9 protein-coding genes are annotated in these 12,020 nt (G+C 75.3%); 2 read left to right on the forward strand and 7 right to left on the reverse strand.

Features of this window, described 5'->3' with window-relative positions:
• Nucleotides 1-129 precede the first annotated feature (129 nt).
• Both ACZ573_RS18260 and ACZ573_RS18265 read left to right on the forward strand, forming a co-directional pair.
• A complete protein-coding gene (locus ACZ573_RS18260; protein WP_471304974.1) occupies nucleotides 130-1,572 on the forward strand; it encodes a GuaB1 family IMP dehydrogenase-related protein in 1,443 nt (480 codons plus the stop codon).
• A 350-nt stretch (nucleotides 1,573-1,922) separates the two neighbouring features.
• Nucleotides 1,923-2,477: a sigma-70 family RNA polymerase sigma factor gene (locus ACZ573_RS18265; RefSeq protein WP_471304976.1), complete on the forward strand. Its 555-nt coding sequence runs from the start codon at nucleotides 1,923-1,925 to the stop codon at nucleotides 2,475-2,477.
• Here ACZ573_RS18265 and ACZ573_RS18270 read toward each other — a convergent pair.
• The 7 genes from ACZ573_RS18270 to ACZ573_RS18300 form a co-directional block, all read right to left on the reverse strand.
• A complete protein-coding gene (locus ACZ573_RS18270; protein WP_471304979.1) occupies nucleotides 2,420-5,239 on the reverse strand; it encodes a LuxR C-terminal-related transcriptional regulator in 2,820 nt (939 codons plus the stop codon). The genes ACZ573_RS18265 and ACZ573_RS18270 overlap by 58 nt on opposite strands.
• 58 nt (nucleotides 5,240-5,297) lie before the next feature.
• Entirely contained in the window at nucleotides 5,298-6,539 is a 1,242-nt protein-coding gene (locus ACZ573_RS18275; protein WP_471304982.1) for a sensor histidine kinase, read from the reverse strand.
• Nucleotides 6,536-8,272: a sodium/solute symporter gene (locus ACZ573_RS18280; RefSeq protein ID WP_471304984.1), complete on the reverse strand. Its 1,737-nt coding sequence runs from the start codon at nucleotides 8,270-8,272 to the stop codon at nucleotides 6,536-6,538. Before ACZ573_RS18280 ends, ACZ573_RS18275 begins: the two co-directional genes overlap by 4 nt.
• A 118-nt stretch (nucleotides 8,273-8,390) precedes the next feature.
• The gene (locus tag ACZ573_RS18285) at nucleotides 8,391-8,666 is read right to left on the reverse strand and encodes a hypothetical protein (protein WP_471304986.1); all 276 of its coding nucleotides are present in this window, start codon (nucleotides 8,664-8,666) and stop codon (nucleotides 8,391-8,393) included.
• A gap of 233 nt (nucleotides 8,667-8,899) precedes the next feature.
• Nucleotides 8,900-9,739 carry a LytR/AlgR family response regulator transcription factor gene (locus ACZ573_RS18290; RefSeq protein ID WP_471304987.1) on the reverse strand — a complete coding sequence of 280 codons (840 nt, stop codon included), beginning with the start codon at nucleotides 9,737-9,739 and terminating at the stop codon, nucleotides 8,900-8,902.
• Between the two features lie 137 nt (nucleotides 9,740-9,876).
• Nucleotides 9,877-10,848 (reverse strand): SCO0930 family lipoprotein, encoded by a 972-nt coding sequence (locus ACZ573_RS18295; RefSeq protein ID WP_471305146.1) that lies wholly within the window; start codon nucleotides 10,846-10,848, stop codon nucleotides 9,877-9,879.
• A 118-nt stretch (nucleotides 10,849-10,966) separates the two neighbouring features.
• Entirely contained in the window at nucleotides 10,967-11,983 is a 1,017-nt protein-coding gene (locus ACZ573_RS18300; protein WP_471305149.1) for a GDSL-type esterase/lipase family protein, read from the reverse strand.
• Nucleotides 11,984-12,020: the final 37 nt, after the last annotated feature.

A 12,020-nucleotide genomic window follows, 5' to 3' on the forward strand; every position in this document is an offset into this window, starting at 1 on the left:
CCGGTCCGTCCTGGACGATCAGCCGGGGCGGCGTGAACGCCAGGTCGTGGGAGAATGAAGTACGTGCGTTTCCTCGGCTGTCCTGCCGGGGCGTAGACGGATCCTTCGATCGACTGGGATGTTCAGCACGTGCGTTTCCTCAATGACCTGAAGCCGCCGTACGACCTGACGTACGACGATGTGTTCATGGTGCCGAGCCGCTCCGCGGTCGGTTCCCGTCAGGGTGTCGACCTGTCCTCGCCCGACGGAACCGGCACCACCATTCCCCTCGTCGTGGCCAACATGACCGCCATCGCGGGCCGCCGGATGGCCGAGACGGTCGCCCGCCGCGGCGGAATCGTCGTCATCCCGCAGGACATCCCGATCGAGATCGTCACCGACGTCATCTCCTGGGTGAAGACCCGCCACCTCGTGCTCGACACCCCGATCACGCTGGCGCCCACCCAGACGGTCGCCGACGCGCTGTCCCTGCTGCCCAAGCGCGCCCACGGCGCCGGAGTCGTCGTCGACGCCGAGGGCCGCCCGGTCGGCGTCGTCACCGACCACGACCTGACCGGTGTCGACCGCTTCACCCAGCTCTCCGAGGTCATGTCGAAGGAGCTGCTGCTCATCGACGCCGACATGGACGCCCGCGAGGCCTTCAACCAGCTCGACGCCGGCCACCGCAAGATGGCCCCGGCCGTCGACAAGGACGGCAAGCTCGTCGGCATCCTCACCCGCAAGGGCGCCCTGCGCGCGACGCTCTACACCCCGGCCACCGACGCGAACGGCAAGCTGCGCATCGCCGCCGCCGTCGGCATCAACGGTGACTTCGTGGCCAAGGCCAAGCAGCTGCTCGACGCGGGCGTGGACACGCTCGTCATCGACACGGCGCACGGCCACCAGGAGTCGATGATCAACGCGATCAAGGCCATCCGCGGCCTGGACCCGCAGGTCCCGATCGTGGCGGGCAACATCGTCGCCGCCGAGGGCGTCAAGGACCTCATCGACGCCGGCGCGGACATCATCAAGGTCGGTGTGGGCCCCGGCGCCATGTGCACCACCCGCATGATGACCGGCGTGGGCCGCCCGCAGTTCTCCGCGGTGCTGGAGTGCGCGGCCGAGGCGAAGAAGTACGGCAAGCACGTGTGGGCCGACGGCGGCGTCCGTCACCCGCGCGACGTGGCGATGGCGCTGGCCGCCGGCGCGTCCAACGTGATGATCGGCTCCTGGTTCGCGGGTACGTACGAGTCCCCGGGCGACCTCCAGCAGTCCGCCGACGGGCGCCTCTACAAGGAGTCCTTCGGCATGGCCTCCGCCCGCGCGGTGCAGAACCGCACGAGCGAGGAGTCGGCCTACGACCGGGCCCGCAAGGGCCTGTTCGAGGAGGGCATCTCCACCTCGCGCATGTTCCTCGACCCGGCCCGCCCGGGCGTCGAGGACCTGATCGACTCGATCATCGCGGGCGTCCGCTCCTCGTGCACCTACGCCGGTGCCGGCTCCCTCGCGGAGTTCGAGGAGAAGGCCGTGGTCGGCATCCAGTCCGCCGCCGGTTACGCCGAGGGCAAGCCGCTGCACGCCAGCTGGAGCTAGTTCCTTCCGTCCCGTGGCCCTGGGCCGTCCCCTGGTGGACGGCCCAGGGCCACGGGCGTTCCCGCGTGCGGCACCGCTGCTGGGGCTCCGCCCCCAGACCCCCGCGCCTCGAACGCCGGCGAGGCTGTCTTTCAGCCCCTCCGGTGTTCGAGGAGCGGGGTCCGGGGCGGAGCCCCGGGGAACGGTGGAAGGGCGGGGTGGGGAAGGCCCCGCGCAGCGGCAGCCCGCACGACCGTTCGGCGCGCCGGGCGACCGTTCGGCGCAGGCGGCGGCCGGATACGCCAAGCGGCGGATAACTCCGGGGCGGCGGGCCGTCACGCTGAGGTGACCCGACCTGGAAGGGGCACCCCGTGACCAGAACCGACCCGCACGCCCTCGCCCGGCTGCACAGCGAGCACGGCAAGGCCCTCTACGGATTCCTCCTCGGCCTCACCTTCGGCGACCGCCAGCGCGCCGAGGACCTCCTGCAGGAGACCCTCTTCCGGGCCTGGACCCACCCCGAGGCCCTGGAGAGCGGCCACGCCTCCATGCGGCCCTGGCTCTACACCGTCGGCCGGCGCCTCGCCATCGACGCCAGCCGGGCCCGCCTGGTGCGGCCCGCCGAGGTCGGGCCCGACGCCCTCGACCAGGCCCCGGCCGCAGACGACCACACCGAGCAGGCCGTGGCCACCCTCGACGTCCGCCGGGCCCTGCGACTGCTGAGCCCCGAACACCGCGCCGTGCTCGTGCAGATCTACTACCGCGGCGCCTCCGTCTGCGAAGCCGCCGCGGAGCTCGGGGTGCCCGCCGGCACCGTGAAGTCCCGTACCCACTACGCCTTACGGGCCCTGCGCGCCGCCATGCCCGGCTACGGACCCGTCGCACCCGGCGTACCCGCCGTGCCCGGTGGCCGCGCCGCCGCCTGAGCCGCCACCGCCGCCCGCGAACGGACCTGCAGCTTGGCCAGGATGTGCGACACGTGCGTCTGCACCGTCCTCGGCGAGAGGAACAGCGCGCTCGCGATCTCCGGATTCGACCGGCCCTGCGCCACGAGCAGCGCCACCTTCAGCTCGGCCGGGGTCAGCGCCTCCCAGCCGCTCGCCGGTCTGCGCCGCGCCGACCGGCTGCCCCGGCGCACCCCCAGGCTCCGCAGCCGGGCATCGGCCCGGGCGATGTCCCACCGGGCGCCCGGACCCTCGTACACCGCCACCGCACGCGTCAGCGCCGACCGCGCCCCCGCCAGATCCCCGTGCCAGGCCCGCGCCACCGCGAGGTCCTCCAGGGTCTGGCCCAGCACCAGCGGCCATCCGCCGCGCTCACCGCGCACCACCGCCTGCTCCAGCAGCTCCGGATCCTGCGCGAACAGGCCCCGGCAGCGCAGCAGGGCCAGCGCCGGCCCCGGATACTCGGCCAGCGCCCGCGCCGAACGCGCGCAGCACTCCACCGCCGCCCGGGCCGTGGCACTCTCCCCGCACTCCAGCGCCAGCCGGACGATCTCCGACAGCACCCAGGGTCGCTCGTACACCACCTCCTCCTCCACGCCCTCCGCCAGCGCGGGCAGCAGCGCGCCCAGCGCGTCGGCCGGCCGGCCGTCCCGCTCCGCCAGCAGCGACCGCGCCAGCAGTACGTGGGAGGCGTAGCGGCGGGCCGTGGGCGTGGCGAAGGCGTCCGCGGGCAGGTCCGCGAGCTCGGCCCGCGCCGCCTCCCGCTCGTCCCGGTGACCCAGCACCAGCGCCCGCAGCCCGTGCACCACCACCGGCAGCCAGCCGTCCGAGACCGGCAGCCGGCCCGCCCGCGCCACCCCGGCCAGGGCCCCGTCCCAGTCGCCGAGCCGGTAGTGGAACTCGGCGAGCCGGGCCTCCGTCACCACCAGCCGCCCGGTCGAACGGGTCGCCGCAGCCAGCTCGCGCGCCTCCTCCAGCGCGGCGGCCACGACCTCCGGCTCGTCGAAGCGCATGTGCCCCTCCGCCTGGTTCGCCAGCAGCAGCAACCGCATGTCGTCGGCCTCCGGGCTCCGCCGCGCCCACCCGATCCCCTCCGCGACGTGCCGCAGCGAGGCCCGGCCGCGCCCCAGGTGGAACAGCGCGTACGACGCCGCGTGGTGGGCCTCCGCCCCGCACAGCGGATCACGCAGCCGCCGCGCGGCCGCCACCACCGGCCCCGCCAGCGCGTGGGCCTCGGCCGCCCGGTGCAGATCGGCCAGGGCCAGTACCCGGCAGGCCTCCAGCCGCAGCCGCAGGGCGACGGACGGGAACTCCGCCGCCAGCGCCCGCTCCGTCACCGCCAGGGAGCCGGCCATGTCCCCCTGGATCATCAGGGCGGAGACCAGCTTGAAGTCGACCGCGGCCCGCCGGCCGGGGTCGGTGGTCCGGGCCCGCAGGGCGGCCAGCAGCTCCACCGACTCGGGGCGGCGCAGCAGCAGCGCGGCGTCCGCGAGCCGCTCCTCCAGCGCGTCCCGGGTCTCCCGTTCCCGCGGGCCGACCTGCGCGATGGCCCGCTCCAGCAGCTCGGCCGCCGCGCCCGGCGCGCCCGCGATCAGCGCCGGGGCCGAGTCCGCCAGCCAGCGCACCGCCCAGGGCGTCAGCAGGCCGCCGCCGAGCAGCTGTTCGGCCGTCCGGGCCGCGGGCAGTTCCGCCTCGGCGAAGGCCTGGGCGGCGTCCTGGTGCAGGGCCGCGCGCAGGGCCTCGGGGGTCTCGGCGTACAGCGCCGGCCGCAGGGCCGGGTGGCGAAAGCGCAGCCGCCCGCCGCCCGCGTCCGCCAACAGACCGGCCGACAGGGGCTCCGCCAGCTCCGTGAGCAACTCCCGGGCGGGCCTGCCCCGTACGAGGGCCAGCTCGCGGACGGTGAAGGCCGGACCGAGCAGCGCCGCGTGCCGCAGGGCGGTGCGCGCGGACTCCGGGAGCCAGGCAAGTCCCCGCGTCACGGAGGCGGGCGGCGGCGGCAACTCCTCCTCCGGGACCAGCAGTTCCGCCCGGCCGCCCTCGACCCGCACGAGCCCGGACCACTGCGCGAGCAGCTCCCGCAGCAGCCGCGGGTTGCCCCCCGACTGCCGCGCCGCCTCCCGCAGCCGGGGCCCCGGCTGCGCCCCCAGCAGGTCCCGGACCAGCTCGTCCGTCTCCGCCGTGGACAGCGGCTCCAGCCGGAGCGTGCGCCCGCCCGGCGTCGCGCACAGCGGCTCCAGCTCCGGCCGGCCCGGCAGCGCCCACCGGGTCACCACCAGCAGCAGCGGCAGCCGGCCCGCCACCGCCCAGCCCGCCAGGCGCTGCCACAGCAGCAGGCTGGCCGGGTCCGCCCAGTGCGCGTCGTCCAGCACCAGCAGCAGCGGCCGCCGCACGCACCACTCCTCGACCCGGGCCGTCAGCAGGTCCATGGCGGCCAGCAGCGCACCGCCCGGCCGCGCCGCCTCCTCGGCCTCCCGCAGCAGCGCGACGGCGGCCGCCCGGTCCGGGCCCCCTGGGTGCAGGCAGTCCAGCGCGGCGCGCAGCGGCAGCTCCGCCCCGAGGGCGTCGGCCGCCGCGTAGCGCACCCGGCAGCCGAGCGCCGCCGCCCCGCTCAGGGCGCCGCGCACGAAGCCGGTGCGGCCCGCGCCGGGCTCGCCCTCCACGATCAGCAGGCCTCCGCGGCCCTCCGCACCCCCGCGCACCCATTCCCGTAACTCGTCACGCTGCTGCTCTCGCCCGACCCGCACGTCGGCGATTCCCTCCGGTCACGTCGCGCCGGTCACAGGATGCCACGCCGACGGGCCCTCAGAGCCGCGGAGGCTGGTGTCCTGACGGTGAACTGTGCACGCCCACACGGTACTTGGGAATGCGCAGGGTGACCTTCATGCCGGCCCCGACCCCCGTCTCCATCACCGGACCGTACGCGTCCCCGTACACCTGCCGGATCCGCTCGTCGACATTCGGCAGCCCGATGCCGGAGGAACCGCCCTGCTCCCCGGCCAGGATCCGGCGCAGCAGCGCCGGATCCATCCCGACCCCGTTGTCCTCCACCGTGATCACCGCCTCCGCGCCCGCGTCCCGCGCCGTGATCGTGATCCGGCACTCCTCGGTGGAGTCCTCCAGCCCGTGCTTCACGGCGTTCTCCACCAGCGGCTGCAGGCACAGGAAGGGCAGCGCCACCGGCAGCACCTCCGGCGCCACCTGCAGGGTCACCTTCAGCCGGTCGCCGAACCGGGCACCGGCCAGCGCCAGATACTGCTGCACGGAGCGCAACTCGTCGGCCAGCGTGGTGAAATCACCGTGCCGCCGGAAGGAGTACCGGGTGAAGTCCGCGAACTCCAGCAGCAGCTCCCGGGCCCGCTCCGGATCCGTCCGGACGAACGAGGCGATCGCGGCCAGGGAGTTGAAGATGAAATGCGGGGAGATCTGCGCCCGCAGCGCCTTGATCTCCGCCTCCATCAGCCGGGTCCGCGACCGGTCCAGCTCGGACAGCTCCAGCTGCACGGACACCCACCGGGCGACCTCCGTCGCGGCCCGCACCAGCACCGCCGACTCGCGCGAGCCGTACGCCACCAGCGCGCCCAGCACCCCGTCCTCGCCGGTGAGCGGAGCCACCACCGCCCACTTCAGCGGGCACTCGGGCCGCTGGCACTCGGTCCGCACGCTCTGGCTGCGCCCCGACGCCAGCATCACCGCGACCCGGGCCATCGCCCGGCGCTGATGGTGGTCGGCCCCCGGACCGTCCCAGGCCAGCACCGACTCCCGATCGGTGAGGCACAGTGCCTCCGTGCCCAGCAGCGACCGCAGCCGCCGGGCCGCCTTGCGGGCGGCGTCCTCGGTCAGCCCGGCGCGCAGCGGGGGAGCGGCCAGCGACGCCGTGTGCAGAGTGTGGAAGGTGGCCCGCTCGACCGGGGTCCCCAGATCCATCCCGGCCGCCCGCTCCCCGTGGCGGGCGTGCCAGCGGCCCGCCACCCAGCCCGCACCCAGCAGCAGCACCGCACCCGCCACCGCCGGCAACGCCAGGACCGCCGGTGCCACCCCGGTCACCGCAGACCTCCTGCCCGCTCCCCGGCCCCGGCCACGGCCTCCGGCAGGTGCAGCCGGGCCAGCGTGGCCGCCGTCCCCGCCGGGATCCGCGACCGGGTGGCCAGCGACACCGCCACCATCGTCAGGAACCCGAGCGGCACCGACCACGCCGCCGGCCACGCCAGCAGCGTGTGCGTCCAGCCCGGCGGCGCCAGATCGGCCCGGGTCGCCAGCACCGCGCCCAGCGCCGCCCCGCCGCCCGTGACCAGCCCCGCCACCGCACCCGGCGGGGTCAGCCCGCGCCACCAGATGCCCAGCACCAGCAGCGGACAGAACGAGGACGCCGACACGGCGAAGGCCAGGCCCACCGCGTCCGCCACCGGCACCTGCGTCGCCGCCACGCTCCCGGCCAGCGGCACCAGGATCGCCACGACCGCCGCCGAGCGGAAGCTGCGGACCCCCCGCGCCGGCAGCACGTCCTGGTGCAGCACCCCCGCCACCGCCATGGTCAGCCCCGAGGCCGTCGACAGGAACGCCGCGAAGGCACCCCCGGCCAGCAGCGCGCCCAGCAGCTCGCCGAGCACCCCGCCGAGCATCCGCCCTGGCAGCACCAGCACCGCCGCGTCCGCGTCGCCGGACAGGGCGAGCTCGGGGGTGTAGATCCGGCCCAGCGCCCCGTACACCGGCGGCAGCAGGTAGAAGACGCCGACCAGCGCGAGCACGACCAGCGTGGTGCGCCGCGCGGTCCGCCCGTCGGGGCTCGTGTAGAACCGCACCGCGACGTGCGGCAGGCCCATCGTGCCGAGGAAGGTCGCCAGGATCAGCCCGTACGTGGCGTACAGCCGGTACTCGCGCAGCCCGCCGGAGGCCGGCACCGACCAGGTGGACACACCGGGCCGCGCCTCGGCCCGGGTGTCCGGGACCGGCGTGTCCGCGGCGAACTCCAGCCGCGCGTGGGCCCGTACGGCATGCTCACCGGCGGCCAGGGTCAGCGGCACCGACACGTAGCCGCGCCCGTCCACCTGCCCGGTCACCGTCACCGTCAGCGGATGCGCCACCGACAGCCGCACGTCCTCCGCGACCGTCACCGAGGTGTGCTCCCGGAAGACCGCCGGTGCGTCGAAGGCCGCCCGCGGCGCGCCGTCCCCGGCCCAGGCCGCGATCAGGAAGAAGGCCGGCACCAGCAGGGCCGTGAGCTTCAGCCAGTACTGGAAGGCCTGGACGAAGGTGACCGAACGCATCCCGCCGCACGCCACCGCCACCGTCACCACGAACGCGACGACCAGCCCGCCGACCCAGTGCGGGGCCCCGGTCAGGATCTCCAGCGTCAGCCCGGCCCCCTGCAACTGCGGCAGCAGGTACAGCCAGCCGACGCCGACCACGAACAGCACCGCGATCCGGCGCACCACCAGCGATTCCAGCCGCGCCTCCGCGAAGTCCGGCAGCGTGTACGCGCCCGAGCGGCGCAGCGGGGCCGCCACCAGCACGAGCAGCACCACGTACCCGGCGGTGTAGCCCACCGGGTACCAGAGCATCTCGGGCCCCTGGAGCAGTACCAGCCCCGCCACCCCGAGGAAGGACGCGGCGGACAGGTACTCGCCGCTGATGGCCGCCGCGTTCAGGCGGGGCCCCACCGTGCGCGAGGCGACGTAGAAGTCGGACGTGGTCCGCGACATCCGCAGGCCCAGCGCCCCGACCAGGATCGTGACCAGGACGACGACGGCGACCGCGGTCAGCGCGTACGTCTGGTTCACCGGGCGGTCCTTCGGCTGGAGGGGGGGGTGTCCGGAGTCTACGCACGCCCCCTGACCGGGCGACAGGCTCGATTCGGACCCACCGGAGCCGTCGGATCCGCCCGCCCGGACGACCGCGTCACAGGGCCGGGTCGCGGTGGTCCGCGCAGTCGCGCAGGGCGATCTCCAGCTCCACGTACGACTCCTCCGCGCGCCGGAACGCCAGCGTCAGGGCCGCCTCCGCGCGCGGCGGAACCTGCTCGCGGACCCCCTCACGGGCCTCGTACAGGATGTCGGCCCAGCGGGCGGCGGCGCTGCGCAGCCGGGCCAGCAGCACCTCGGCCTCGGCGGGCCCGGCGGGCCGGGACCGGGGCAGCCCGCTCAGGGCCTCGACCAGCGCCTGGATCTCGGACATCTCGCTCCTCCCGCGCCGGAAGATCCACGATACGAGAGGGGCGACGGCACCGAGGGCCGATCGGTCGGCGGTGCGGCCGACGGCTCCGGCGGATCGCCGTACGCCCCTTGCGGCGCGACGAACGGCGCCCCCGAGCGCCGGACGGTCGGGCGCGAACGGCCCGGCGGCCGGCGGGGAGCGGGCCGGGGAGCGGGCCGGGGAACGGCCTGGGCGCGGCCTGGGCGCGTCCGGTTTCAGCCGGTCGCGTGCCGCATCAGCAGATCCCGCAGCTCCCGCGCGTGCCTGCGGCTCACCTGGAGCTCCGCCGCCCCCACCCGGACACTGGTGGTCCCGGCCTCCAGCCGGAGCTCGTCGATCCGCGCCAGCGCCACCAGATGACGGCGGTGGATCCGGACGAACCCGCGCGCCGCCCAGCGTTCCTCCAGCGTGGACACCGGGATCCGGACCAGGTGGCTGCCCTCGTCGGTGTGCAGGCGGGCGTAGTCGCCCTGCGCCTCGACGTAGGAGATGTCCGCGATCGCCACGAAGCGGGTGACCCCGCCCAGTTCGACGGCGATCTGGTCCGGCGCGCGCTCGGCGACGGTGACCTCGGGGACCGGGCGGCGCGGCGCCGGCACGGCCGGGGCGGCCGCCGACGGGGCGTCGGCGGCCGGCACCGCGGCCGCCGGTCCCTCTTCGGACCGGCCGAGCTGCTCGCAGGCCCGCCGCACGGCCTCGGCCAGCCGCTCCGGGCGCACCGGCTTGAGCACGTAGTCCACGGCCTTCAGGTCGAAGGCCTGTACGGCGAAACCCTCGTGGGCCGTGACGAACACGATCAGCGGCGGCCGCGCGAACCCGGCCAGCAGCCGCGCGATGTCCAGCCCGGTCAGTCCGGCCATGTGGATGTCCAGGAACACCACGTCGATGCCGTCGGCCCCGTCCGGGCCGGACTCGAGCGCCCGGGTGACCCGGCGCAGGGCCTCGGTGGCGTCCGAGGCACCCTCCGCACTGCGCACCCGGGGGTCGGAGCGCAGCAGGTAGAGGAGTTCCTCCAGGAGCGGCTTCTCGTCGTCGACGGCCAGTACGCGCAGCATGCGGCCGAGTCTAGGGAGGACTCGGCCGCGGCGGAACGGGGAACGGGCAAGGGCGCGGCCCCCGCCCAGGGGGGATGAGGGCGAGGGCCGCGCGAACGGGGTGGGGGGAGGGAGGGGACGGGCGGGAGGGGCAGGGACTACTGGACGGTGATGAGCTTGCCGTCGGGGGACACGGCGTACCAGGTGCCGCCCACGCCCTGGCCGTTGACGTCGCCGGGCTTCTTGTCACCGGTGAAGGTGTAGATCGGCCAGCAGTCGACGCTCTGCTGCTTCATGCCGTCCGGGCGGTTGAGCACCGTGTAGTTCTTCTCGGCGATCCCCTTGTCCTTGGCCTTCTCCACCGGCGCGACGACCGGCCACTTGGCCAGGCAGTCGCCCACGCACTTGGAGGTCATCGGCCACTGGGTGTCCGGCTTGAACCGGTAGACGGTCATGCCCTTGCCGTCGACGATGTGGTCGCCCAGCTTGGGGTCCTTCGCCACCGACAGCTTCCCGTCGGCCTCGGCGGCGCCGCCCGCGGCCGGCGGTGCCCCCTCGGTCGCCGCCCCCTTCGCGGCCTTCTTGCCGTCCGCCGCGAGCGCGAACCACACCCCGCCGACGCCCTGGCCGTTGACGTCGCCCGCCTTGGCGTCCTTGCTGTAGCGGTACGCGGGCCAGCCGGCCACCGTCAGCTGCTTGCTGCCGTCGGTGCGCACCACCTCGCCCAGCAGCGCCGGGTCCATGCCGGAGGCGGCGGTGGCATCGCCCGCGGCGACCACCGGCCAGGTCTTCTCGCAGTCGCCGTCGCAGTTCGACTTCGGCGGCTTGGCCGTGTCCTTGTCGAAGCGGTAGAGGGTCATCCCGGCGCTGTCGGTGAGGACCGGGCCGAGCTGGTCGTTGGGGGCGACGGCCAGCTGCCCGGCCGGCTTGGCGCCCGAGGCGCCCGCAGCGCCGTCGGAGCCGTAGGCGCCGTCGGCGGCGGCCGGGACCTTCCCGTTGTCCTGGGCGGCGGCGGCCCCGACCGGCTTGGTCGTGTCCGCGGCCTTGTCGTCCGTGGGGCCGCAGGCCGTCGCCGCGAGGACGACGACGATCGCGGCCGCGGCCAGGGTGGTTCCGCGCTTGATGCCCATCTTGATCTCTCCCACTTGTGGTGTCCTTCGTGTCCGCCACCGTGATGGCGTCAACTCTGCCCAGGACACGCCGCGGTGGGGGAGATCTGTTCACCTCGTCCTGTGTGGGCTGTTTCACTCAGCCCGTGCCGAACCCGCTGCGCCGCAGAGCCGTGGCCACAGCGAGGCCGAGTACCTGGTGTCCGCTGTCGTTGGGGTGCAGCCCGTCCGCCAGGTGTTCGGGACCGAGCAGGTCCCGGCCCGGGAGCACGGCGAGCCGGTCGTCCCCCGCGGCGATCCGGTCCCGGGTGGCGCGCTCCATCGCGTCACGCAGGGCGCCGAGGGTGGCGCCGAGCTTGTTCGGGGTGCGCTCGGCGTCGGGCCGCAGGACGGGGGAGACCAGCAGGATCGGGGTCCGCGGGTGCCCCTGGCGGACCAGTTCGAGGAACGCCCGCGTGGTCTCGTACAGCAGGGGAGCCGAAAAGGGCACCCGGGACCAGCAGTTGGTGCCGAAGGCGAGCGTCAGGACATCGGCGGGCAGGCCCGCGAGCTGCTCGGCGGTGGTCAGCTCGCCGCGCGCTGCGCCCGCGTAGCCGAGGTTGACGGTGTCCCAGCCGAGCGCCCGGCCGGTGACGGCGGGCCAGCCGTGCGCGGGGCGGGTGGACCACCAGCCCTCGGTGATGGAGTCGCCGTGCACCACCCAGCGCGGGGCGGGCGGCGCCGGGGCGAGCGGGCCTCCGATCCCGCGCACTCCGAGGATCAGCGGGGACTGGGTCTCGGGCGGGTGGATGGTGAAGGGGCCGGTGCCGCCGTTCAGGCCGATCCGTACGACGGCCTCCGCGGCCGGGTCGGTGAACACCTCCTCGACCACCCCGTGCCGGTCCCACAGCGCGAAGCCGTGCGCGAGGTCGCGCAGGGCGTCGGTGGGGCCGGGGACGGTCGCCCGGTAGCGGACCTCCACCGCCCGCGCGGTCTCGGTGGTGAACTCCAGCCGGACGCCGATGGGCAGGGTGGAGCGCTCGCCGGTGTCCCAGGGCAGCCGCATGGTGTCGGCCGGATCAGCGCGGACGGGCCGCCCCCGGTCCAGCCAGGCGACCCCGCGCAGGAAGGGCAGCGCGTCCTGCCAGGGCTCGGGCTCGTCGGGGTGGAGCTGCAGCCCGGACGTCCATGGCGGTTCCGCCGGCCCGATCGGC

This window comes from Streptomyces sp. NPDC040545, assembly GCF_055595065.1.

Coding starts and splice junctions, on each gene's coding strand:
- ACZ573_RS18290 (WP_471304987.1), bottom strand. CDS start 9,739: ATGCTGCGCGTACTGGCCGTCGACGACGAGAAGCCGCTCCTGGAGGAA.
- ACZ573_RS18285 (WP_471304986.1), bottom strand. CDS start 8,666: ATGTCCGAGATCCAGGCGCTGGTCGAGGCCCTGAGCGGGCTGCCCCGG.
- ACZ573_RS18295 (WP_471305146.1), bottom strand. CDS start 10,848: ATGGGCATCAAGCGCGGAACCACCCTGGCCGCGGCCGCGATCGTCGTC.